This is a genomic window from Pseudomonas sp. LBUM1658, assembly GCF_059716055.1.
In genome coordinates, this window is the sequence record NZ_CP166798.1 from 4,109,935 (window position 1) to 4,132,262 (window position 22,328).

The 22,328-nt window shown below is 57.6% G+C and carries 19 protein-coding genes and 8 pseudogenes; 13 read left to right on the forward strand and 14 right to left on the reverse strand.

From position 1 onward, the window contains the following. Positions 1 to 5: 5 nt before the first annotated feature. From ACA064_RS18780 to ACA064_RS18795, 4 genes and pseudogenes are all read left to right on the forward strand, one after another. Positions 6 to 842: a pirin family protein gene (locus ACA064_RS18780; protein ID WP_497669469.1), complete on the forward strand. Its 837-nt coding sequence runs from the start codon at positions 6 to 8 to the stop codon at positions 840 to 842. A gap of 57 nt (positions 843 to 899) precedes the next feature. Beyond that, positions 900 to 1,477: pseudogene (locus ACA064_RS18785) on the forward strand (isochorismatase family protein); the annotation flags it as partial. A 110-nt stretch (positions 1,478 to 1,587) separates the two neighbouring features. Beyond that, on the forward strand, positions 1,588 to 1,902 hold the full coding sequence (locus tag ACA064_RS18790; protein ID WP_497674363.1) for a hypothetical protein: 315 nt from the start codon (positions 1,588 to 1,590) through the stop codon (positions 1,900 to 1,902). 43 nt (positions 1,903 to 1,945) lie between these two features. Beyond that, positions 1,946 to 2,254, forward strand: a pseudogene (locus ACA064_RS18795) (transposase family protein); the annotation flags it as partial. Between the two features lie 72 nt (positions 2,255 to 2,326). Here ACA064_RS18795 and ACA064_RS18800 read toward each other — a convergent pair. The 6 genes and pseudogenes from ACA064_RS18800 to ACA064_RS18825 all read right to left on the reverse strand — a co-directional run bounded on the left by ACA064_RS18800 (position 2,327) and on the right by ACA064_RS18825 (position 6,450). Further along, positions 2,327 to 3,910, reverse strand: a complete 1,584-nt coding sequence (locus ACA064_RS18800) for an ATP-binding cassette domain-containing protein (RefSeq protein WP_497669470.1) — start codon at positions 3,908 to 3,910, stop codon at positions 2,327 to 2,329. Next, complete coding sequence (locus ACA064_RS18805) at positions 3,907 to 4,176, reverse strand: hypothetical protein (protein ID WP_497674279.1); 270 nt, start codon at positions 4,174 to 4,176, stop codon at positions 3,907 to 3,909. The genes ACA064_RS18800 and ACA064_RS18805 overlap by 4 nt, the downstream gene beginning before the upstream one ends. Beyond that, entirely contained in the window at positions 4,080 to 4,712 is a 633-nt protein-coding gene (locus ACA064_RS18810) for a 4'-phosphopantetheinyl transferase family protein (protein ID WP_497669471.1), read from the reverse strand. Before ACA064_RS18810 ends, ACA064_RS18805 begins: the two co-directional genes overlap by 97 nt. Beyond that, complete coding sequence (locus tag ACA064_RS18815; RefSeq protein WP_497669472.1) at positions 4,709 to 5,362, reverse strand: alpha/beta fold hydrolase; 654 nt, start codon at positions 5,360 to 5,362, stop codon at positions 4,709 to 4,711. The genes ACA064_RS18810 and ACA064_RS18815 overlap by 4 nt, the downstream gene beginning before the upstream one ends. A gap of 33 nt (positions 5,363 to 5,395) precedes the next feature. Continuing rightward, positions 5,396 to 5,470 (reverse strand): annotated as a pseudogene (locus tag ACA064_RS18820) (hypothetical protein); the annotation flags it as partial. Between the two features lie 557 nt (positions 5,471 to 6,027). After that, positions 6,028 to 6,450, reverse strand: a complete 423-nt coding sequence (locus ACA064_RS18825; RefSeq protein WP_497669473.1) for an HD domain-containing protein — start codon at positions 6,448 to 6,450, stop codon at positions 6,028 to 6,030. A 668-nt stretch (positions 6,451 to 7,118) separates the two neighbouring features. Between ACA064_RS18825 and ACA064_RS18830 the strand changes: the two are divergent. Both ACA064_RS18830 and ACA064_RS18835 read left to right on the forward strand, forming a co-directional pair. Beyond that, a pseudogene (locus tag ACA064_RS18830) lies at positions 7,119 to 7,411 on the forward strand (fructose-bisphosphate aldolase). 689 nt (positions 7,412 to 8,100) lie between these two features. After that, entirely contained in the window at positions 8,101 to 9,555 is a 1,455-nt protein-coding gene (locus ACA064_RS18835; protein WP_497669474.1) for a TrkH family potassium uptake protein, read from the forward strand. 288 nt (positions 9,556 to 9,843) lie between these two features. Here the strand turns inward: ACA064_RS18835 and ACA064_RS18840 are convergent. The 6 genes and pseudogenes from ACA064_RS18840 to ACA064_RS18865 all read right to left on the reverse strand — a co-directional run. Beyond that, positions 9,844 to 10,222: pseudogene (locus ACA064_RS18840) on the reverse strand (N-acetyltransferase); the annotation flags it as partial. A gap of 63 nt (positions 10,223 to 10,285) precedes the next feature. Further along, positions 10,286 to 10,480: pseudogene (locus ACA064_RS18845) on the reverse strand (tyrosine-type recombinase/integrase); the annotation flags it as partial. Between the two features lie 317 nt (positions 10,481 to 10,797). Next, positions 10,798 to 11,199, reverse strand: coding sequence for a GFA family protein (locus ACA064_RS18850; RefSeq protein ID WP_497669475.1), 402 nt, complete (start codon positions 11,197 to 11,199; stop codon positions 10,798 to 10,800). A 299-nt stretch (positions 11,200 to 11,498) separates the two neighbouring features. Further along, entirely contained in the window at positions 11,499 to 11,939 is a 441-nt protein-coding gene (locus tag ACA064_RS18855) for a hypothetical protein (RefSeq protein WP_497669476.1), read from the reverse strand. A 276-nt stretch (positions 11,940 to 12,215) separates the two neighbouring features. Continuing rightward, positions 12,216 to 12,641 carry a nuclear transport factor 2 family protein gene (locus ACA064_RS18860; RefSeq protein WP_497669477.1) on the reverse strand — a complete coding sequence of 142 codons (426 nt, stop codon included), beginning with the start codon at positions 12,639 to 12,641 and terminating at the stop codon, positions 12,216 to 12,218. A 52-nt stretch (positions 12,642 to 12,693) separates the two neighbouring features. Next, positions 12,694 to 14,724: an oxidoreductase gene (locus tag ACA064_RS18865; protein ID WP_497669478.1), complete on the reverse strand. Its 2,031-nt coding sequence runs from the start codon at positions 14,722 to 14,724 to the stop codon at positions 12,694 to 12,696. A gap of 415 nt (positions 14,725 to 15,139) precedes the next feature. Between ACA064_RS18865 and ACA064_RS18870 the strand changes: the two genes are divergently transcribed. The 3 genes from ACA064_RS18870 (at position 15,140) to ACA064_RS18880 (ending at position 17,239) form a co-directional block, all read left to right on the forward strand. Then, positions 15,140 to 15,772 (forward strand): TetR/AcrR family transcriptional regulator, encoded by a 633-nt coding sequence (locus ACA064_RS18870; protein ID WP_497674280.1) that lies wholly within the window; start codon positions 15,140 to 15,142, stop codon positions 15,770 to 15,772. A 391-nt stretch (positions 15,773 to 16,163) separates the two neighbouring features. Continuing rightward, positions 16,164 to 16,451 (forward strand): hypothetical protein, encoded by a 288-nt coding sequence (locus ACA064_RS18875; protein WP_497669479.1) that lies wholly within the window; start codon positions 16,164 to 16,166, stop codon positions 16,449 to 16,451. 548 nt (positions 16,452 to 16,999) lie between these two features. Next, positions 17,000 to 17,239 carry a hypothetical protein gene (locus ACA064_RS18880; RefSeq protein ID WP_497669480.1) on the forward strand — a complete coding sequence of 80 codons (240 nt, stop codon included), beginning with the start codon at positions 17,000 to 17,002 and terminating at the stop codon, positions 17,237 to 17,239. A 147-nt stretch (positions 17,240 to 17,386) separates the two neighbouring features. On the opposite strand, the gene ACA064_RS18885 is transcribed toward ACA064_RS18880, so the two are convergent. Continuing rightward, positions 17,387 to 17,590 carry a hypothetical protein gene (locus ACA064_RS18885; protein ID WP_497669481.1) on the reverse strand — a complete coding sequence of 68 codons (204 nt, stop codon included), beginning with the start codon at positions 17,588 to 17,590 and terminating at the stop codon, positions 17,387 to 17,389. 184 nt (positions 17,591 to 17,774) lie between these two features. On the opposite strand from ACA064_RS18885, the gene ACA064_RS18890 reads away from it, so the two are divergent. From ACA064_RS18890 to ACA064_RS18905, 4 genes and pseudogenes are all read left to right on the forward strand, one after another. Then, entirely contained in the window at positions 17,775 to 17,915 is a 141-nt protein-coding gene (locus ACA064_RS18890; protein ID WP_497674364.1) for a hypothetical protein, read from the forward strand. After that, positions 17,878 to 18,090 (forward strand): annotated as a pseudogene (locus tag ACA064_RS18895) (transposase); the annotation flags it as partial. The gene ACA064_RS18890 and the pseudogene ACA064_RS18895, both read left to right, overlap by 38 nt. A 479-nt stretch (positions 18,091 to 18,569) precedes the next feature. Next, a pseudogene (locus ACA064_RS18900) lies at positions 18,570 to 18,681 on the forward strand (DNA adenine methylase); the annotation flags it as partial. A 292-nt stretch (positions 18,682 to 18,973) separates the two neighbouring features. Next, positions 18,974 to 19,642, forward strand: coding sequence for a polysaccharide lyase family 7 protein (locus ACA064_RS18905; protein ID WP_497669482.1), 669 nt, complete (start codon positions 18,974 to 18,976; stop codon positions 19,640 to 19,642). Between the two features lie 252 nt (positions 19,643 to 19,894). Here the strand turns inward: ACA064_RS18905 and ACA064_RS18910 are convergent, their stop codons facing one another. After that, a complete protein-coding gene (locus ACA064_RS18910) occupies positions 19,895 to 22,327 on the reverse strand; it encodes an SAM-dependent methyltransferase (RefSeq protein ID WP_497669483.1) in 2,433 nt (810 codons plus the stop codon). Between the last annotated feature and the right edge of the window lies 1 nt (position 22,328).

A 22,328-nucleotide genomic window follows, 5' to 3' on the forward strand; every position in this document is an offset into this window, starting at 1 on the left:
CTGCCATGACGACCGTCGCACGGCTACAGCGGATGAATCACGGCAGCCAGTTCAGGGCTTTCACGCTGCGGGGCGGTCAGTCCGCCGAACCCATTGACCCCTTCCTCGCGGTCGACCATGCCTGGATCAGCGGGCCGACTTTTCCACCGCACCCGCATGCTGGTTTTTCAGCAGTGTCCTATGTGTTTCTTGATTCCGAAACCGGAATTGATAACCGCGACTCGCTGGGCAACCGCAACCTGATTCGGCCTGGTGGTCTGCACTGGACTGCGGCGGGTAACGGCGTGGTGCATGAGGAGGTGCCCGCCGAGCCTGGCAAGACGGTGCACATGCTGCAAATTTTCATCAACCTGCCACTGGATCGGCAAGCGGCAGCACCGTTTGTATTCAGCCTCGAAGCGCAGGATGTACCTGTGGTGCATTTGCCGGGGGCCAAAGTCAGAGTGCCGCTGGGCGTTTTCGCGGATGTCGCTTCGCCGCTCTCGCTGCCCACCGACGTGCGCATGTTGGACATTTCCATTGAGGACGGCTCTGAAGTGAGCATCACGATACCGGACGGCCATGTTGCGTTCGTGATGCCGATTGACGGTGAGGTGTTGGTCGATGGCCAACTCTTCAACCTCGTTGAGCCAAAGCTGCCAGTGAACCTGCCGCAGCGCGAGGATCGCATCGTCACCTTGCGTGCAAACAAGGGAAACGCCAAGGCCGTGTTGTTTTCTGGCGTCCCGCTTCATCAACCGGTGTATTGGCAAGGGCCGTTGGCGCTTGCCTCTTCAGAAGCGCTGGCCGAGGCCGTCGAGGGCTACCAGCGTGGTGCGTTCGGAAAGCTGCAACCTCGTTGAGTGATCATCACAGTCCCGGGGCGTTAGTGCCCCAACCGTAGTGCCAGGAGAATCATCATGACCTACGAAAAATTCAGTGCCGACAATGCCGCCTTGCTGTTGATTGATTACCAGGTGGGAACGATGGGCTGGGTGAAATCCATTCCGTTCGAAGAGCTGAAACTCAACGCGCTGATGCTCGCCAAGGCGGCCAGCATTCTGAAGCTTCCGGTGGTACTGACTTCCAGTATGGAAGAACACGCTCAGGGCCCACTGCTGAGCGAGCTGGAAGAGATTCTGCCCGAAGCATTTGCGTCCCGCGTCCAAAGACTGGGCATCGTCAATGCCATGGACGATGAAAACTTCGCCGCGGCGGTCAAGGCCACGGGCCGGAAAAAACTCATCATTGCCGGTGTCACCAACGACGTCTGCACGGTCTATCCGGCGCTGAGCCTGGTGCGCGATGGGTATGAAGTTCAGGTGGTTGCCGATGGTGGCGGCTCACCGAGTGTAATGGCCGATGACATCGCCCTGCGGCGGATGGATAAAGGCGGCGTGACGCTGACCACCACCAACCAGCTGATTGCGGAACTCGCCGGAAGCTGGGCACCCCGGAAAGCGGGCAGCTGGTGCAAGTGTTGATGACGGCGCTTCAAGCGCTAAATACTTCCGTGAGCGATTGGCGAAAGCAGCGGACTTGCTTTGCGATATCGCATCGCTTTCCAGGGGAAGCAATGATCGTTGACCTATTGTCCGGAGATTTGAGATGGCAATGCTCAAGCATATTCCCCCTGTGCACTACGCTATTGCGGTTTCCAGCCTCGGCGCTGTGGCGGGCACCACCTTTTCCATCATGGCGATTCTGACCATGGCTGATATTGCCGGTGGCCTTTCGGTCAGCAGCGACGACGCAGCCTGGTTCAACACCTTGTACAACGTGGGCGCGATCTGCGGATTGCCCATTGTCATGACGATGGCAGCGTCTTTGGGAAGAGTCCGAGCCATGCTGTTGGCGGGCCTCTTTTTTAGGTTCTTCACGGAATCCCGGGAAACACTGAAACAAGAACGCCGATTTGATTGATGATGTTCGTGCGAGCAAACACATCTAACAAACCGGCGTTCTTATGCGCGATATTAATACTTTCCTTCCTTTTTGGGAGGGCTTTTCTGTCATCACGATCAAGCCTGATGGCGACGCTCTACAGATCGATCTGATTCCCCACGCTACCCGATTCCCTTCCTGTGGTGGCTGCCAAAAAACCTGTTCAACCACTCATGAGTATTGCGAACGAGTCGTTCGTGATTTGCCCATTCTCGGTCGCGCGGTGCGCCTCAGCGTTTTGCTCAGGCGTGTTGGCTGTCGTGACTGCGGCAAACGCATGGAGGCCGTCAGTTGGCTGGATCGCTATGCCCGCATGACGCGCCGCTTGGCCCGAACAGAAAGCTTTGCTACTCCTCGCACGGCGTACTAATTGAATAAACTGTCAAAGCTTAGACAACAACCTCTAGCTTTTGAGATGGAGCTCGGCGTCCAGATGAATGGCCTGTAAAAAAGCGCTGTCGTGAGAGATCACGATCAATGCCCCTTGGTACTGATTAAGCATCTGCTCCAGCGCGATTCTGCTGGGCAGGTCCAGATGGTTGTCCGGTTCGTCCAGCAACAGCAATTGCGGTGGTCGCTGTGCATACAGCTGCGCAGCTAGTGCTATTTTCAGGCGTTCGCCGCCACTCAACTGACAGGTCTTGAGCATCGCACGATCCGCATCAATCCCCATCTGCGCCAGCCGGGTTCGCGCCTCGGCTTCGGGCAACTCCGGATTACTCTCGTAGAGCCATTGCACCGCCGTGCGTTCGGGGTACTGTAATCCGGCGTGTTGATCCAGCCAGCCGACCAGGCAACTGCGTATGAGCTCGCCTTCGCGCACCGGCAGTTGGCCGGCGATCACCTGCAACAGGGTTGACTTGCCGCTACCGTTGGCGCCCAGGATTGCCATGCGCATAGGCCCCGTCAGCGTCAGGTTGACAGGCATTGTGTAACCGAACGGCAGCACGACGTCGTTGAGCTGCAATATCAGCTTGCCATTGGGCACCATGCTTTCCGGGGACAGCATCATGCGCTGAATGTCCGGCGCGCACCGTGCACGGGCCTCGGCGATCCGTTGTTGTTGCTGCTCCCGGGCCAACTGTTGATTGAGGCGCAATTTTCCCTGACTGTTTTCACTGCGTTCTTTCTGGGCATTGGTGATCAGTTTGGTCTGATTGCCGTCGCGGGCCTGACAGTCGCCGCGTGCATTACGCCGTTGCTGACGCTCCATCAGCACGACCATCTCACGTTGTTCGCGCCTGGCCTGTGCCCGCTCACCTTGCAATGCCGACTGGAACGACTGCTGTTCTTGCTCGCGTGCCGCCGCATACTGACTGTAGTTGCCGCCATAGACCGCCAGCCCCAACGGCGAAAGCTCGACGATTTCGTTCATGTGTTCCAAAAGGCCTCGGTCGTGGCTGATCAACACCAGGCCGTTGGGCCAGCGATCGATCTGCTGCGCGAGCTTGTGTTGCTGATCAATATCCAGGTGGTTGCTGGGTTCATCCAGAATGAGCCAGTCGGCCCTGGACAACCACGCCCCCAGCAGCGCCACCCGTTGCCGTTCGCCACCACTGAGTGCGTCGGTGCGAACGTCGGCATTCAAATGGCCCAGACCGATCTGCTTCAGCTCCGCCTCAAGGCGTGTGGCGCAATCCCATTGATCGACCGCCAGCGAATGGTCCTCATCGTCGACGCTGCCCTGGGCAATACGATCCAGCGCCGCCAAAATATGGTCGACTCCGGCCAGCGCAGCAACGCTGGGATAGCTCTCGGGTTCCAGTAACTGTGCCACGGCGTAAACCCGCCCTTCGCGACGGACGATACCGCTGGTGGGCAGTTGTTCCCCCGTCAGAAGCCGGCCAAGCAAGGACTTGCCACAGCCATTGGCACCCACGATGCCGGTGGCCCGGTTACTGAAGGTGTGGTTCAAGTGATCGAACAGAACGCGCCCGTCGGGCAGGTTGAACGACACTTGATCAAGTTGAAGTAACCGTTGAGTCATGACGCTTCCTTAAACATTCGGCCAGATAGGTACTTAACCACTCCCTGATGGTGCGCAACGGCGTCCGGCGGATGGGCAATGATCGTGAACACGGCGCCTGCCCACATCTGGAAAAAACCTTCAAACAGAATGCCGGCCCTGATCGACGTCGAGAGATCTTGTGTCACGCTCAACACCAGACGTCCCGTGGGCCAATGTACCTCGACCAAGCGCGCCGCATCGAAATCGAAATAACGGCCAACCTGCGGATAAACTGCCTTGAACAGACTTTCCTTGGCCGAAAAAACCAGGTCAACATTTGCTCAAAAGGCCCCAGCGTTTCAAGGTAGTGTGCTTCTTGACGGTCGATGATGGTGGCGCTGATCCTGCCGGCGACCTCGGGTGCCAGCCAATTCTCCAGGTCCAGGCCCAGCAGACCGACCTCGCAAGACCTGGCCAGGCAACTGACCGCGATGTCCGGTGTGTGGCTGATGGAGCCGACCCAACCGGTCGGCCATAACGGCTGACGATGCTCCCCTGAATGAACCTGCACCGGCGCGAGGTTGCGCTCGGCCCACAACTGTTGGCTCAACCAGCGCCCTGCCAGGTATTCGGCTTGACGGCGCAGGACAGCCCGAACAATGGCAGGCGGACACTCCACACCCGTGCGGGTGTACAAACCAGGATCGAAGCGGTCTAGGTTGAAGCGCCCCAGCACCGCCGTGACAGCCGCCAGACCGGTGTTCAGCGGCTCGATACCGGTCAGAAATCCGTCAAGTGCGCAATCGCCCAAGCCCTGGAGGGTACAGGCCGTGTTGTTCAAGGTTGCCGAGTCTGCACAAAGTCGAGCAGCAATTCATTGAAGCGGCGCGCGGCGGTCAATGGAATGAAATGCCCCTGATCGATGAACACTTCAAGTCGGGCATTGGGCAGGTGCTGTAACAGCTTCACATCGGCCTCAGCGATGACCACATCCTGCTGACCATGAACGATCAGCGTCCGCACGCCATTGCTCGGTAGTTGCGCACTGAAATCCAGTAGTACGAGCATCTGATAGTAACGACTCAGCGTGCTCATCGATGCCCCGGCCCCGACTTGTTCGACGATGCTCTGCCGAGGTTCGAGCAAAATATCCAGGTAATCGGCATGGGATTGCAGTTCAGCGTTCAACTCGATGGTTTTACCGAAGATATCATCGTAAAAACGCGCGGCTGTACTGATCAGGATCATCGACTCGACCAGTGCCGGGGCTCGGCGGCAAAGCGCCAATGCGAAACAGCCCCCCAACGACCAGCCCACCACGGGTACCGGCCGGCCTTCGAGCTGCTCATTGATATAGGCCTCGATCTCCAGGGCCAGCCCCTCCAGGCTAAAGCTGCCCTCCTCAAGCGGGGTGCCCTGATGGCCGGGATACGACGGGATATGCAGGGCGAAACCCTGGCGCGTAAGGGCATACTCTGCTTCGGCCGCCACCGCGGCTGGGCTTTCAAGCGCGATGCCACCCTGACTAACGAAGGCTTCACGATCTCGACGTCGGTAGCCGACGACGCGAAACCCGGCAGCAAGCAGGTTAGTTGCAATGGGAAGGCCTAGTTGACCGACCCCCCGCCATACCGATGGTTATAACAGGCATTTTCGTATCTCTTGTTGTTGTTCTTTTTACGCAAAGCGCAAAGCTTGGCTAGGCGCTAACCTAGGCGCAGCCGAGCCCGGGAGCAAACACCCCAAGTTATTAATAAGTACAAGCAAGAATTATATGAAGGGGGACAGACCGGCAGAAAGGAAGGCGTAGCTTGGCCAATCCTCGGTACGAAGGTAATTGAGATTGCCGCGTTCACCGGGCAGAACATTGAGGGCCAACAGGATGTAGGCTGAGCTACGCCGGAAGGTGGTCAGTTGGTGCCAACCCTGATAACGGCGCTTCAAGGCTGAAGACTTTCGTGAGCGATTGGCAGAAATCGCTATGCGCGGTTCTGCCAAACTTCGGTGAATCGTGGGCTGTCCCCAAATCCAGACGCCAACCCCATCGGCGGAGCTGCCGAAGGCTGCGATCTTTGATCCTGACGTCCGCAAATCCCGTAGCGGTCGGCACTCGCCTGCAACCACGGATTGATGGGCTCCGAACCCACACCGCTTCGCTACGAACGCAACACACTCATCGCCCGCCGATACTTCTCAATGCGTTCCAGATCCTCCCAGGACGGCTGGGCAATCCGCGACAAGTCGCTGTTCTCCTCCAGATCCGCCAGCTTCACCACACGCCCGATCGGGTTCCGCGCCACGCGCTCGACAAACGCCTCGTAGGACTCGCCCGGCACCTTGGTCACCGACTCAATCGCCGTGAGCACCGTTTCGCTGAAGCCTTCCTTGCGCAAATCGTCGAAGCTGATGCCGCAGTCCTCGACCACATCATGCAGCACCGCTACGATGCGCTCTTCCAGAGTGTTCACCCGCAGCATGACTTTCAGCGGATGCAGGATGTAAGGCGCGCCGCCCTTGTCCACCTGCCCCTCATGTGCCGCGGCGGCGATGGCAATGGCGCGTTCCAGTGTCTGGCTCATACTGATTCTCCTCGCGTTAAACGCCGTAACGGCCGGTGAAATGAATATTGCGCTTGAACCAACTTGCAATCACCTTCCGCCCCACAGACCTGGCGCCCTCGGCATGGCGTAAGAGAATCATCGACACCACTGTCGCCCGCGGCGCTGAACGGAAGCAAGCATCCTCACCCTCGAAAATCCCGCGACTGATCGTTCGATGAAGGAGCGGCCAAGATTTTGAAGTCTGCAAAATCTGTAGGAATCCACCTTTTGTGGCGAGGGAGCTTGCTCCCGCTGGGTTGCGAAGCAATCCAAATCCACACCGCACGCCCCGGTTTACAAAGACTATGCCGCCGAACGGTGGCAATCCTCCTCGCCGCAATGGCCACGCAGACGTCCTACAGCCCGGTTGTGGCCGCCAAATGGGCACTTATATTCGACCCGTCGCTGACAGCAGTTAGCGATGGGGTTTCGCAGCCCTTAAGATACGTGTAGAACCCAGCATCATAATCAGCAATGACGGTCGCAGCAGTGCCCGGAATCCGCTTTATGGTGGCTGTGTGTGGGAGACCTTCAGGTCTGCCGGGTTCCTCGTATCCTCGGTCTGCGAACCCGCACACAGCTACCACCCAATTCGAATCGCAGCGAACGGCAGTAGCTCTTCTTACAGATACGAGGAAGATTTACTTATGACCATGAACAACCCGCCCCGCCGCTTCACCCCCATGTCCCAATTCGCCACCGACTACCCCGTCCTGCTCATAGACAGCGACGCCCCGCTCCGCGAACTCCACAACTGCGTCAGCGAACGCCTCAACGCCGTCCTCAAATACCTGCACCTCATGGCCTGCACCAGCCTCCCCGACTACGCCGAAACGATATCAACACCGTCACCGACATCGCCCGGATCATGGTCCAGGATGTGAGCGATGTGTTTCGGGTGATTGAGCAGCGTGGGTTTGAAACGCCCAAGGGGCAGTGACTAAATTTCAGTCGTAAAAAAACCGCATTACTGCGGTTTTTTTATGCCTCCCTGAATTTGGAATAACAACCTGGCGGTTCGATCCAGCGACGAAAGGAAATTGGGGGAAAGATCATTTTTTTCGTGAAGAAATGGTGGTCTCTCCCCCTTTCTTCACTGTCGCTTCCTGGCGGTCGTGACAGGCAGGAATCGGCCAGAAGCGGTCATTTCCCACTCTTGGAAACTTGCCCATCAGCTATAGATTTTAGGATTGAAACGACCTGTCAGGATTTGAGCTTAAGCATTAATAACGCGTTAATGTCAGATGGTAACGGGCGATAGAATTACGAATCTGCCAGGTAGAACCCGGCAAGATAGCCTCTACAGATCTACATGAATCCCTTTGCTTGAAACAGGAATTCGTTAAGCAGCCAAGCCCACCGCTCTGTGCATAGAAATAGTTGCAGCTCACAGTATGTCGTTCGGATCACTTCAACCGGTCCCGCGGGCCATATGTCACAGGAATAGAAGCTCTGGGGTCCACAGTGACCGCGGACATGGTCAGTCGCGACGCTTTGGCTAATCGTTCACGCATTTGCCTAATTCCGATCAGATGGACTCAGTTCCATCGGTGAATTTTACGCAAATTTTACGGGCAGCCATGTTGAGTCAATTGATACTGTGCGGTGCTCATCAGCCAGGCGTCTTTTATGTCCATTGCAGTACTGCGGCTTATCGGATTTATCCTGGGTATTTTTTTGATCACGTTGGCCGTGAGCATGGTGATTCCCATGTTTACACTGGTGGTTTATGACCGCAGTGATGATCTGTCGGCGTTTCTCTGGTCGAGCCTGATCACGTTCGTCTGTGGGCTGGCGCTGATTATTCGCGGTCGTCCAGAGGTTGCCCAACTACGTCCACGAGATATGTACCTGTTGACCACGGCCAGTTGGGTTGTCGTCTGCGCCTTTGCGGCTTTGCCGATGGTGCTCATCCATCACATCAGCTATACCGATGCATTTTTTGAAACGATGTCCGGCATCACCACCACCGGCTCGACGATTTTGACGGGGCTGGATACCGCGTCACCAGGATTACTGATTTGGCGCTCGATGCTGCACTGGCTCGGGGGAATTGGTTTTATCGGTATGGCTGTGGCGATTTTGCCTTTGTTGCGAGTCGGCGGCATGCGTTTGTTTCAGACAGAATCTTCAGACTGGTCAGAGAAAGTGACACCACGCTCTCACGTCGCGGCGAAATATATTCTGGTGCTCTACCTAGGACTGACCGGGGTGTCCGCTCTGGCGCTATGGGTAGCGGGCATGACGCCTTTCGAAGCGATCAATCATGCGATGTCATTTATTTCAACGGGCGGCTTTTCAACCTCGGATGCATCCCTGGCGCACTGGCCTCAACCGGCTATTCATTGGATATCCGTGGTCGTCATGATACTCGGCAGCCTGCCTTTCACCTTGTATGTCGCCACACTACGGGGCAACAGACGTGCATTATTAAAAGACCATCAGGTGCGAGGGTTCATTGGGTTTCTGGTGATTACCTGGCTGCTATTTGGTACGTGGTTGTGCTTTAACAGTGACTACAGCTGGTGGGAAGCGTTTCGTATCGTGGCCGTCAATGTAACCTCGGTGGTCACGACCACGGGTTTAGCCCTCGGGGATTACACCTTATGGGGCAGCTTTTCTGTTTTGCTGTTTTTCTATTTGACCTTCGTCGGCGGCTGCTCTGGGTCTACGGCGGGAGGGCTTAAAATATTCCGCTTTCAGGTCGCCTCCTCATTGCTGTTGGGCAGCCTGAAACAACTGATTCATCCTCGTGCGGTGATTCGAAAAAAATACAACGGCCATCCTATTGACGAAGACATCGCGCGCTCGCTCTTGACCTTTTCATTCTTTTTCACCATCACCATCGGTGGCATTGCCCTGGGGTTGGCGCTGATCGGTCTTGATTGGACGACTGCTTTAAGCGGTGCTGCCACCGCAGTATGCAACGTTGGTCCCGGACTGGGCACGATCATTGGTCCTGCGGGCAACTTCTCGACCTTGCCGGATGCAGCAAAATGGCTGTTGACTGTCGGCATGCTCTTGGGAAGGCTTGAAATTTTGACCGTGCTGGTGCTGCTCACACCCGTCTTTTGGAGGTACTAATTGGGTTGGTAGGAGCGCGTTTTTTATGCCCGCCCGCCGTGGGCGGAAAGCTGACATACAGGCGCGCCTTAATTTGGCGACCTGTCCACACGCATGCTGATAGGTCAGGCTTCGTAAATGTAGCTGGCGCCTAAACGGAATGTCAGGATTCCGATATCATCAATCACAACCATGCGGAAACGGGTGCCTCGGCCAGCCAACACCGTCAGCATTTCTGACACCATCGCTTCGCGTGCCCGCTTGGCTATCGAGCTGAATTGATCGTGGCCGGAGTCGACATTGGTGGCCTCATGCGGTAACAGGGCTCATTGGTTTACGCAGGGTGTCAAGTCGTGAGCCGCTGTAGCGCGTTTCGCGGAAGAACCGCCAGCGCCCAAACAATCCATACACATGCGCGACCCGGCCTGCTCCTGATCGCCCATGCGGATATGTAGTTTGAGGGCAAGAATGTTGTGCGTCTCGCAGACATCCACCACCTTTGTGCAGCCCTGCGCCTGCATGGCCCTCCACAGTCGATCTGGCCATCGACTGAAAGACTTGTGCCGAAGTAGCGCCGGGTCATCTCGCCGCCGAATTCGAAGAACTCCCCGGGCCTCACCGGGAACCAGCAGCCGTAATAGTGGCGATCATGGTAGTCACGGTTGCTACCCCAGATGAAGCCAATAGCGCTCGCCACAGGCAGCTACGGGTCGGACAGCGACGGTCTAGAATCGACCGTCGCAGTGGGTGGTCAGACTTCCGTCTGCTCCGCCATTTCCAGTGCGTCATCAACCTCGATTCCCAGGTATCTGACGGTGCTTTCAAGCTTCGTATGACCAAGCAGGAGTTGGACAGCTCTCAGGTTCTTTGTCCTGCGATAGATCAGCGATGCCTTGGTTCTCCGTAGCGTGTGGGTACCGTACATGGTTGGGTCAAGGCCAGAAGCGATCATCGAGCAGAGCGTATTACCGACTCGCAGCGAATATCCGTGTATCAAAACGTGCCCTTCGTCGCAGCCTAACGCAAGGGCTTAATTTTGACCCTTTTCGGTAACTCAAACAGCTTGTTGAAATACGCGCCGCCGAGTTCGCCCACCGAGCCGGGTTGTCTTTTCTGCACGATGGTGCGGTGACGACCGTTGGCGTGAAACGGTCCGCTGTCTGGGCGGAGTGGCCGCTTGAATGGCCGGCTGAGCACGAATGCGAACGGCTGTAGGTGGCCGATTTCAGCCTGTCGCGACCGGCTGAAAACGACCCAAAGCAGTCAGTCGACCAGGGGACATAATTTGGATGGCGTGTACCAGTGGACTGCGGAGTCGACATGAACGTGTTTTTGCTTTTGAGGTATGAAGGGCGTGTCGAGCGTGCCCAGTGCTATCGAAACCCAGTCGGCAAATTCGCCTTGAGATCGTGACCAGAACAATGTCGAACCACAGTGCGCGCAGAACTCGCGTAACACCGTCTCTGAGGAAGCATAGGTTTTGATGCTGGTGGCGCCGCCAAGTATCCGTAGCGCGTTGCGGGGAACGCTGCCGTACGAAGCGAATGCTGCCCCGTGACCTTTGCGACACTGGCTGCAATGACAATGGCTCACTGCTTTTGGTGGAGTGAGTAGCTCGTAACTGACTGCTGCGCATAGGCAGCTTCCTTGGTATACCTCTGTCATGCGCCCAACCCTGCACGTGAAAACACGCCAGCTTAACCATCTCAATCAATACAGTCGACTGACTGCTATTGGCCGTTTTCTGCCTATCGCGAATGACCGGTTTGGGTCGTTTTCAGCCGGTCGCGACAGGCTGAAATCGGCCAAAAGCGGACGGGGAATGCATCATTAATCGCTGTCATTGGTGTGAAAGACTCTCCAGCCTAAGCGGTTCAAGTCGTTCACTTCAACGCAGTATCAACGATGTCCTCGTTTAGTTCATCGACGCTGAAGGCGGTGTATTGAGTCATGACAGTGATCCTTTACCTGAGGGAATATGAGTCCGAACCATAGATCATCGGGACTGAATTACTGGGATGAAGCCCTGCTTTTGCATCGAAGTCCCGTGTTACGAGTGGGGATTGGGAGATCTTGGAGTAAGTGCCGATATCTGTTGTAGCAAGAAAGTAGCGGCCATCCTTGAACATTGCGAAGAAGGTTATTTCCCTTTCTTTATCACATAGCAACCAGCCTGCAATTAGCCCGATCGGCCCTAAAAGTAATACTCCAGCCAGGCTCCATCGAATGACGCTCGCTTGATTTTTTACGACTTCTTCGGATGCTGTTTCCAATTCCTTTATGTTTGATATGGGTATGGTTAATTTAAGAGACGGTTTTAATACGGATTTTAAGGTGAACAGACCTGATTGAAACTCGGCGTCGCCTGCCAGAAAGTCACCGGATATCACGTTTATTCTCGACATGGTTTTCCTCTGTGAACCGTAAGAGCAACCTACTAAAATCAATAGTGGCCAGAAAAAACGGGATGCTGAGTGTGACTTCAATCATCCCGCAAACTGGGGTAATCGTAGTGAGTTTGAGGGTTGACTCTATTGAATTACTCCGAGAGTCCAGCATGAGAGCCTAGATACGTGCTCCGATAGACTCATCACGTTTGATCTGCAATCACCATGTCCTCGAACCCATACCAGGAAACAGGGACGCTTCCTTCCCCTCAACGGAGCTGGGACCACCGTGGGTCAGCTCTTGCTGGCTGCTAGATAAGCGCCCAGGCGCCGCCCCATCTCCTCACCCAGAGCCTGCGCGCCGCTCAGAGGTCGGATCATCACCTCGAAATCGACGATTTTGCCTTGCTCGTTGAAGCGGATCATATCGATGCCCTTAAGCTCCCGGCCGCCGACACGGGCGCTGAACTCCAGCACCACGCTGAGAGCGTCGGCAGTCGCTAGTTCGCGGTGATAGGTGAAGTCCTCGAACACCTTAATCACGGTATTGAGGATCGTCGATACCACGGGCGCTCCAGAATACGGGGTGTGCGCCAGGGAGCGGAAAACGACCTGCGAGTCCAGCAGTTCAGGCAAAGCGCTCAGGTCGCCTTGCGCAATCATGGTGTGCCAGCGCTGGAGGGACACGCTGGCCTGGGGGTGTAGTTTGAGCTCAGACATTTTCAATTCCTCTTGGTCACTTGCGTTGGGGTTGGTGTTCTGGGGAGGCAGATCAGAGCTCCGCGCCCAGTCGCGAGCCCTGGTTGATTGCACGCTTGGCGTCCAGTTCAGCGGCAACATCGGCACCACCGATCAGATGCACACTCTGCCCGGCTGCGACCAGGCCCTCATGCAACTCGCGTAGCGGATCCTGGCCGGCGCAGATGATTACGGTGTCCACCGGCAACACCTGCGGTTCACCCTCGGCAATGCGAATATGCAAGCCGGCGTCATCGATCTTCAGGTACTCGACCGAGTTGAGCATCTGCACCTGTTTGTTCTTCAAACCGGCGCGGTGGATCCAGCCGGTGGTCTTGCCAAGGTCATTGCCGACCTTGGATTTCTTGCGCTGCAGCAGGAACACCTGGCGCGCTGGTGCATGGGGGTGAGCCTTGACACCGGCAATGCCACCGCGCGCTTTGAGGTCGATGCCCCATTCCTTCCAGAACGCCTCGCGGTTCTGGCTGGTTGCTTCGCCTTGGTGGGTGATGAACTCGGATACGTCGAAGCCAATGCCACCGGCGCCGATCACCGCGACCTGCTGGCCGACCGGTTTGCGCTCGAGGATGGCGTCCAAATAGCTAATCACCTTCGGATGGTCGATGCCGGGGATCGCCGGCGTGCGTGGCGCAATGCCGGTGGCAAGAATGATCTCGTCGAAGCCACCCTGGGCCAAGTCGTTGACATCGGCCCGAGTGTTCAGCCTCAGCTCGACGCCGCTGGTCCCCAGCTTGCGCTTGAAATAACGCAGGGTCTCGAAGAACTCTTCCTTGCCTGGCACTTGCTTGGCCACGTTGAACTGGCCGCCGATCTCTCCGCATGACTCGAACAGGGTCACGCTGTGGCCGCGCTCGGCGGCCACGGTGGCAGCGGCAAGGCCGGCCGGGCCGGAGCCCACCACGGCGATTTTCCTCACCTGCCGGGTGGGGATGTAGTTCAGCTCGGTCTCATGGCAGGCACGCGGGTTGACCAGGCAACTGGTCACTTTGCCCGCGAAGGTGTGGTCCAGGCAGGCCTGGTTGCAGCCGATGCAGGTATTGATCTCGTCGGCGCGCCCCTGGGCGGCCTTGTTGACGAAGTCCGGGTCGGCGAGGAAGGGGCGGGCCATGGAGACCATGTCGGCATCCCCTTCGGCGAGCACCTGCTCGGCAACTTCCGGGGTATTGATGCGGTTGGTGGCGACCAGCGGAATCTTCACCACGCCACGCAGTTTAGCGGTCACCTTGGCGTATGCGGCACGCGGTACCTTGGTGGCGATGGTGGGGATGCGCGCCTCATGCCAGCCAATGCCGGTGTTAATGATGGTCGCGCCAGCGGCCTCGATGGCCTTTGCCAGCTGGACGATCTCATCCCAACTGCTGCCGTTCTCGACCAGGTCGAGCATTGACAGACGATAGATGATGATGAAGTTGGGGCCCACCGCCGCCCGCACGCGGCGTACGATCTCCACCGGCAAGCGCATACGGTTCTCGAAGCTGCCGCCCCAGCGGTCGGTGCGATGGTTAACGTGAGCGACCAGGAACTGGTTAATGAAGTAGCCTTCTGACCCCATGATCTCGACGCCGTCGTAGCCGGCGACCTGGGCCAGACTGGAGCAGTTGACGAAATCCTGGATTTGCTTCTCGATGCCCTCTTCATCCAGCTCGCGCGGTTGGTACGGGTTAATCGGCGCCTGAATGGCGCTAGCCGAGACTGATTTCGGGCTGTAGGCGTAGCGGCCGGCATGCAGTATCTGCATGCAGATCTTGCCGTCCGCCTCATGCACGGCACGGGTAACGATCTTATGCTTCTCGGCTTCCTCGGCGGTAGTCAGCTTGGCCGCGCCGGGATAGACGCTGCCTTCTTCGTTAGGCCCGATGCCGCCAGTGACAATCAGGCCGACACCGCCACGTGCACGCTCAGCGAAGAAAGCGGCCATACGCTGGAAGCCTTCGGGCGTCTCTTCCAGGCCAGTGTGCATGGACCCCATCAGGGTTCGGTTCTTCAGGGTGGTGAAACCCAGATCGAGTGGTGCAAGCAGGTGCGGGACAAACGAGGCGTTCATCTAACTCTCCAGGGGTTAGCCATACACGGGCGCTAATCTTTGCGTCGTTAAGATTGCATGGAAAGAATAAAGAGCTGCCAGGGCATGCTCAATGATCGAAAGTGACGGTTAACTGATCGAAATGAGCAGCCAATCGGACAAAGTCGCTCTCGCACGGAGGTCGGGGACATCCTCACGAGCACCTTTTAGGCGCGCCCGTGAGGACAGCCGACTCTGATTGACTACCTCAGCGAACACCCGCCAGACGTAGGGCGGCAGGTGTAAAACCGAGAAGAACATGGCTTCTCCTTAGACTTGTTGTGAGCTGAGGCTAGCTCGTATCTTGTCGGTGTAAAGATACTTAGCCGTGTTAGGATTGCGCTATGGAGACGCCCGCCCGTAGGGCCCACCATCGCTTTCTGGAATCGAGTAAATGATGGCGAAAATCAACGTACGAACACGCGACACCTACCACGTGGGAAATCTTGCGCCGCTGCTGCTTAGTGCCGCCCGGGAAATGCTCGATGAGGTGGGACCCAACAAGCTTTCGCTACGCGCCGTGTCCGAAAGGGTCGGGGTCAGCTCCACCGCCGCCTACCACCACTATGCAAACCGGGCCGAACTCCTCGGGCATCTTGCCGCCCAAGGTTTTCGAGAACTTGCCAAGGTGCTAGCTGCCAGGGATTTAGCCGCCACGGAGGAACAGAAACTGCGCGAGGCATGGATGGCCTACTTCAGCTTCGCGCGGAGCAACCCGGCGCTTTACCAACTCATGTTCGGCCCTGAATTCGCCTCTGGAGAAATGATCCCGGAACTTCGCATGGCCCGCGAAGCCGCATTTGGTGAAAACAAGCGCATCATCGCCGAGCTTCTCGGGCTTGACGTTGAAAGCCGTGAGGTACGGGGAGCTGCCCTTGCCGGCTGGTCACACATGCACGGACTGGCGTCGCTGGTCATACATGGCGTTATGCAGTTCCCCGCTGGCACTAGCGATGAGCGTTTCGTGGACACGGCACTGCTGGGTTTTGCGCATCTCTTTTATGCAGGGCGCAGGGACCAGGGGGAGTAACCATCGTCGAACAGCGGCGTATCTTGCGGAACTGAATACTGATTGAATGGCGGCTTTTGGCCGATCTCTGCCTCTCGCCACCGGCAGCTATGGGTCGTTCTCTGCCGGTCGTCACTACCGCGTGTGCTGGTCAAGTCGAATGCAAACGGTAGGTCAGCACGAATGCAATTGACTGGTCAGTGGCAATGCAAATGGGTGGTCAAGTCCATGCAATTACGCACGTAGCAACATGCCCATTATTTATAGATCTCAGGACCGCAAATGACAGTTGGAGTCGGCTTTAAGCATTCGTGAAATTCATCGATATCAGATGGTAGAAAGCCATCATTTACAGAGACAGAATAGAGCCTACGATCAAGAGCTCTACTCTTCCCGCAGGAACAACGTCCAGATGGACACGCTCAATAAGGGCGAAATACAAGCAGCCCTAGCGGCACGGCTTCCCAGCTACCTGGTTGAATGCAGCCTTCATCCAGACGGTACTCTTTCAGCGGTTTTGACCGGACCTGGCTCGGATCATTTCGCGATCACTGGCATAGTCAGATCGAATTACCCTGGGAGCGATTCAATCGCCAGGCTTGCCCGGGAAATTTTGGAAGAGATGGTCCTGGCAAGGCAGGGAATCAAAGTAGGCCGTCTGCAATTAATGTCTGACCTCGAGTTTTCTATCTATCACTGATGAAGAAAGTTGGTCAGGGATAAAGCCTCAGCGATCGTGCCTGCTCGACTCCACCCCGTAATGAACTCAGCGTTAACGTTCAGGCAATCAAAATCTTCAGTCGCTGCTGAAGCGCCGACTCGAACACTAGATAGAGGTTCTCGACGCCGCCTGCCCTTAGTGTGCCAGCCACCTCAAGACCCAGCACGAAGCCTTTGGCTCGCGCACCACCCTGCATTGCGACAAATAATGGAATCAGCCCGCCCGATCAGTGCCAGCAACCGGTCAGCCTCGCGCTTCGTTGTCGCACCCAACATTGCGTCTTCCACAATTGCCGCCATAATCCATATTGCGATAGACCAGCCAGGATGAGCAGTTCGAAATAAACGCCACCCGTCAGCAGCAATGGTACAAAACAGTTCAACTTAGTACAGACTCATTGAATGCCATATGCCGTTATGGTCAGGAGCGATGACCACGCCGCGCGATTTTTCGTGCTCGGCGGATGACTTGAAGGAATGCCAGGAGTGCGTTTTCACCTTCGAGTCCTGCCAAAAGGAAATGCCGCTATGACTCCGATCACTTCGAAAAAAGCGCAAAACTCCCCATGGCCTGAATCTATTGATCTCAGCAATCAGCTCTTTGTTGAAGCCGATCAGCTCAGCGAAGCAGCCTATGCACTCTTGAGCAATCAACCTCTTTCGCCTCAGACCCTTCATGAGTTCTCGGACCTCAAAAGGCGTGCGGACCAAAAGTACCTGGAAGCTCGTCAGAAATGGCTCGAAACCAAAGGTAAGCTCGATCGGTAAGCCGAAATGAACTTAAAACGCTTTGTAGCGCTGCTTTTCGTCATAGGTGCGGTGTGGCTGGCAACGGCCTTCGGGGTTGTGAGTGGGCTGCTGAGATAACTTCTTGCTGGGAACCTGCACTGAGTTCTTCGGTGCTTCATCTCCAACTCAATGAAGTGACCGCGCCGGACCACCCAGTGCCCGAAGCTGATACACCGACACCGCGGTCATGAGCGCTTCCACTTCGAGTCGCAGGCGTTCAGCCTCTTCAGCCGACACCACACCTTTCGCTTCGTTGTACCGGCGCAACGCTTGCAGTGCCTGCTGCATTAGCAGATCCCCTGCAGCTATCTTCTCGTCAAGATCTCCCATGCTGGCCTCCATTGCCGATCATTTGGTCAGCGCACCCGCTGTTCCTGGCCTTATCTATTCGTCGCCGGAATTATCTGGATCATAGCTATTTTCTGTTGTCTGAGCGTCGGCAATGGGTCCAGGCTGTGTGAAAACGTCCAGGATTGTCTAACCTTCTGACGTCGAGATCGTAAGGGGGACGATCATGAAGCGATTCATTGAAGGCGAGGCTCGAACTCAAGTCACCTTGCTGCCGGAATGTCTGGACGATTACGTGGCGGAAGAAAATCCGGTGCGTGTGGTCAACGTCTTCGTCGACGCGAGGCACAGGAATCGTCGGTTATAACGTGCAGACGGCGGTCGATGCGAAGCATCATTTGATCGTGGCTCATGAAGTAACCAACGTCGGTTCTGATCGCGATCAACTCAGTTCGATGGCCAAGCAGGCGCGTGAGGCCATGGGCTGGGAAACGCTCTCAGTGGTGGCTGACAAAGGTTATTTCAAAAGTGAAGAAATCCTGGAAGGATCCGCTCAAATTCTCTCAATTAATCCGACGCCAATGTGACTACCCATTCGCCGACAGCACTTGCTACAAGTCTAGGAGCTTTGTCAGCGAGTGCTGGCCAAGGCAATGGCTATTCGGGATGAGCTGAAACGCCGACGTCATGAACCTGTTCGAGTCGTGGGTCAGTGGCTAAACCGAATTGTCAGTGGGTACTTCAACTACTACGCGGTGCCTGATACGTCCAGGTGGTTTTCGTCTGGTGGCATGCCGCCCATGGCAGCAAGCCCTTAAACGTCGCAGCCAGCGTAGCCGGCTTCAGTGGTGAGGCTACGGACGCCTTGCCGACCTCTACATACCTAGACCCAGATATGCAAATCCTTACCCTGAGGATCGCTTCGCGTCACATATCCGAGACAGGATCCGTATGCGGTAGTTCGGCACGTTCGGATCTTTGCGGGGGGGCAGGTAACTGCCGTCCCAACCACGACCGCTCGGCGATCTATTTTCTGAGAATCGAGGATAAATCTCTCGGCCGCATGGCAGCGCCTGCCTGGCACCTACGTTGCAAACCGCCCCTGGCTCGACTGTACTGAACACTACAACCGAGCTCGCTATAAGGACGCCCGCCCGTTTTGCATAGTAATGCGGACAGATATTGTTCCCCCCCTCTATATCTGGTTCTGCAGATCAGTAGGAGTCAACACGCTATCGTCCAGTCAATGCCCAAAATAGCCGACTAACGGTCACCACATTGGGCACAAAACCTGCAACAGCACCCTCGACGAACATTTGACGTCAATCAACCGCCATGCGGATTTCACACTCAGCCAGCCCAATTGCGCAGGTCAGAGCGCAACTGTGGCTCCAACATTTCAACCCCGTACATAGGACCCTTGACATGATCGACCTCGCCACTTGGAATTTAAGCATCCCTGAAGGCAGCCCACCGGCCACCATAGAAACGCCTCGATTGGCGCAAGGGTTCAACGACAAGTATTTCAATTCTGAAACGGGTACCCTTTCCTTCTGGGCACCAGTGACCGGTTCCAAGACGGCCAATGCTATTTACCCACGTAGCGAATTGCGAGAAACCTATAGCAATGGAACTCTGCGCAACTGGCAGTATCCAGCGGCGGATAACAAACTGCGGGCGAATCTGGCCGTCAATCAGGTACCCAGCACCGGCAAGATCGTGATTGGTCAGATCCACAGCAAGGACAGCAATAGCCCCATGGTGAAGCTGGAATACCAGTACAACACCTCTAGCTCGACCGGAAACATTGTCGCCAAGGTGCGCATGCGTCCCGACGATAAATCGGGCCAGGTCATTACAATTGCGACGGGTGTGCAACTCAACCGCAATTTCTCCTACCAGATCCACCTCAGCCCGAAGGGCGCGCTGGGCATCAGCGCAGCAGGATACAATTGGAGAACCACCATCGATCCGAGTTGGAAGACCCAACTACTGTATTTCAAAGCAGGTGCGTATGTGCAGGACAACACCGGCTATCCCTCCGAGGGCGGAAAAGTGACGTTCAAGATGCTGGAGATCCACCACGAAATTTAGTCGCTTCTTTCGGGCTTCGCAGCATCACGGAACGCTGCTCGCCTGCTGCTTGTCAATTCGTTGGCACGGGCATCTCCCGCTTGATCACAACGATAAAAGTTGCAATGCAATAGTTGCGTGTATGTTTCGAAGCAGGAAAGGCGTCACCCTCGCTGATCGACACGGCGAGACGTGTGAACTGCGGCAAGCGGCGTTCCAACAGGCCATTCGTCTCACCAGGGTCTGTTGACGTTTCGCTCCGAACCGCCGCGATCAGGGAAACGCGACCGCCGCCGCGAGATACAGCAGCAACGCCAGCAGCAACACCACGGTGAAGCCCAAGTGGATCGCCAGCAGGGTCGCCAGCACGGCCGCCACCACCGATACGCTGGCGTTGACGCCCCAGGCGATCGGCACCAATGCTTCGGCGCGCGCGGAGACGCGCCCGAGTCCGAGCGGAAACGGCATGCCCATGGCGAACGCCAGCGGCGCTACCAGCGCGGCGCAGATGCCGAACCTGGCGAGGGTCCGCACCGGCGCCAGCAGCTGGAACAACGCGGGCAGGGCGATCAGGTAGAGCAGGGAGATCGCGCAGATCGCCAGGACTGGCCGCGCGAGCGGATGTCGGGGCCCCACACCCGTTCCAATGTCCCCCCGCCGCCGGCCGGAGTAACGGCTGCCGAGGCCAGCGAAGATCAGGAACGCGCTGAGCGTTACCGCCACCGAATACAACGGGTGGCTGAGGAAAAGGGTGAACTTCTGGATGAAGGCGATTTCCACGAACATGAAGGCGAAGCCGATGGCGGCGAAGTAGGACACGACCCGAAGTTCGAACCTGGCCAAAGCCGCATTCCGAGAGCGCCGCTGGCGCCGCCGCGCCACCCATAGCGGCGCCAGGATCAGCAGCACGGCGGCCACGCTGGACTGCAGCAGCGTGGCGATCAGCACCGGATAGCCCCACTCCAGCATTGACAGGCCGCCCTGCGCCTTCAGCGCCAGCAGTTCCGGCAGCGAGCGCCACTTGAAGAAGTGGAAGAAATACGGCCGGTCATCCATGGTCGGACGCACGTCGAACTTGTAGCGTGCCAGGAACTCCGCGCGCTCGCCGGACAGCAGGGCCTGTGCCGCTTCGAAGAACCAGGGCCGGTCGAGCAGGTTGTAGCGGTTCGCCTCGGCCACGGTCATCCCGGGGTAGTAGGCCAGGTCGAAGGAGCGCGCCCGGCAGAACTCCCGCAGCACGGCGATGCCGGCGTCGTCGAAATCCCTGTTGCTGACCAGGAGCGTCGCGGTCTTCCAGCCGCGGATCATGACGATGCGGCGCGCCGCGCTGGCCTGCCCGTCACGCTCGATGGCCGCGGCCGCGGTGGCCAGCAGCCTGGGAACATCGCGCGGCGGCAGGGTGACCCAGCGGGTGATGGCCAACAGGCCGCCGGGCGCGAGATGGCGCAAGTACTCGGCGAAGGCATCCACCGTGTACAGGTAGTTCTCGGACAGCGCATGCAGGCCGCCCGAGGCGGTGCCGAAGGAGTCCAGTAGGGCGATCTGGATCAGGTCGTAAGGCTCGCTGCGCGAAGCCACCAGGCCGCGCGCCTCGCCGATCAGCACACGGACGTTGGGCGCGCTGTACGGCTTGCCGGAGAAGTCGGCGAAGCGGCGCTGGACCAGATCGATCACCTGGGGGTTCAGTTCGATGGCATCCACCGCGCTGGCGCCGTGGTAGATCGCCTGCAGCACATCGGCGCCGGCACCGCTGCCCAGCACCAGCACGCGGGGTTGCCGCAGCAGGTGATAGGGCAGAGCCGAGGTCAGGTAGTCCAGGTAGGCGAGCGGCTCGCGGCGCCCGTCATAGCGGTTCAGCACGGAAAGGCCGTCGCCGTCGGTGAAGATGGCCAGTTGTGCGGGCGGTTCCTGCGTCGCGTTGAGGCTTAGGCCCGGCGCGTGGCGCAGGGGAATGGTCGGGCTGTCGACGACCGTGAGCAGGCCCAGCGGACTCCAGGTCTGGGCGATTGCGCGCGCATCCTTAATACGCAGCGTCTGGCTCAGTTCCTTGTACTCGGAGGGCGACAGGGCGATCCAGCGCCCGGGCACGCCGGCCGGCACCGCGACCGCCGCCGCCAGCAGCAACGGCGCGAGCCAGTGCCTATGCCCCGTGCAAGCCATGCCGGCCAGCGCCCCGGCGGCGATGCCGGTGCCGCCCAGCAGCCGCAGCGCATCGACGGGCGTCAGGGCGAACAGCGCGGCGACGATCGCCAGGCTGCCCACGCCGGCGCCGAGAATGTCGAAGGCGTAGATCCGGTGAATCTGTTCCTGAAAGCAGGTGAAGGTCAGGCAGATGCACACCGCCGCGCAGAAGAACGGCACGAACAGCAGCAGGTAGATCATCAGCAGGCGCGCCGACTGCCGCGCGTCCCAGAGGATCTCGAGGGGATTGAATGGAACCTGCTGGGCCAAGCTGAAGCAGGCGATGGCGCTCAGCCCGAACAGCACCGCGCCGCCGATGAACACGCCGTGGAAGCGCGGCGCCAGCACAGGCCGCGCCAGCGCCACGGCGGTGCCGGCAGCGCCGTAGCCGAGCAGCGCGACGCTGATCGTCATGTAGGCGAAATGGTGCCACTGGATGATCGAAAGCAGTCGCAGCAGCAGCACCTCATAGCCGAGCGCGGAGGCAGACAGCAGCGCCAGGGCGAGCAACGGCGGCGAATGCATG

What these genes read in the sequence shown, in the direction of transcription:
- ACA064_RS18850 (WP_497669475.1), bottom strand. Translation starts at nt 11,199, where the DNA reads ATGACAGAGGTATACCAAGGAAGCTGCCTATGCGCAGCAGTCAGTTAC.
- ACA064_RS18885 (WP_497669481.1), bottom strand. Translation starts at nt 17,590, where the DNA reads ATGGGAGATCTTGACGAGAAGATAGCTGCAGGGGATCTGCTAATGCAG.
- ACA064_RS18780 (WP_497669469.1), top strand. Translation starts at nt 6, where the DNA reads ATGACGACCGTCGCACGGCTACAGCGGATGAATCACGGCAGCCAGTTC.
- ACA064_RS18905 (WP_497669482.1), top strand. Translation starts at nt 18,974, where the DNA reads ATGATCGACCTCGCCACTTGGAATTTAAGCATCCCTGAAGGCAGCCCA.
- ACA064_RS18790 (WP_497674363.1), top strand. Translation starts at nt 1,588, where the DNA reads ATGGCAATGCTCAAGCATATTCCCCCTGTGCACTACGCTATTGCGGTT.
- ACA064_RS18875 (WP_497669479.1), top strand. Translation starts at nt 16,164, where the DNA reads ATGGACACGCTCAATAAGGGCGAAATACAAGCAGCCCTAGCGGCACGG.
- ACA064_RS18825 (WP_497669473.1), bottom strand. Translation starts at nt 6,450, where the DNA reads ATGAGCCAGACACTGGAACGCGCCATTGCCATCGCCGCCGCGGCACAT.
- ACA064_RS18855 (WP_497669476.1), bottom strand. Translation starts at nt 11,939, where the DNA reads ATGTCGAGAATAAACGTGATATCCGGTGACTTTCTGGCAGGCGACGCC.
- ACA064_RS18910 (WP_497669483.1), bottom strand. Translation starts at nt 22,327, where the DNA reads ATGCATTCGCCGCCGTTGCTCGCCCTGGCGCTGCTGTCTGCCTCCGCG.
- ACA064_RS18870 (WP_497674280.1), top strand. Translation starts at nt 15,140, where the DNA reads ATGGCGAAAATCAACGTACGAACACGCGACACCTACCACGTGGGAAAT.
- ACA064_RS18865 (WP_497669478.1), bottom strand. Translation starts at nt 14,724, where the DNA reads ATGAACGCCTCGTTTGTCCCGCACCTGCTTGCACCACTCGATCTGGGT.
- ACA064_RS18890 (WP_497674364.1), top strand. Translation starts at nt 17,775, where the DNA reads ATGAAGCGATTCATTGAAGGCGAGGCTCGAACTCAAGTCACCTTGCTG.
- ACA064_RS18835 (WP_497669474.1), top strand. Translation starts at nt 8,101, where the DNA reads ATGTCCATTGCAGTACTGCGGCTTATCGGATTTATCCTGGGTATTTTT.
- ACA064_RS18880 (WP_497669480.1), top strand. Translation starts at nt 17,000, where the DNA reads ATGACTCCGATCACTTCGAAAAAAGCGCAAAACTCCCCATGGCCTGAA.
- ACA064_RS18860 (WP_497669477.1), bottom strand. Translation starts at nt 12,641, where the DNA reads ATGTCTGAGCTCAAACTACACCCCCAGGCCAGCGTGTCCCTCCAGCGC.
- ACA064_RS18800 (WP_497669470.1), bottom strand. Translation starts at nt 3,910, where the DNA reads ATGACTCAACGGTTACTTCAACTTGATCAAGTGTCGTTCAACCTGCCC.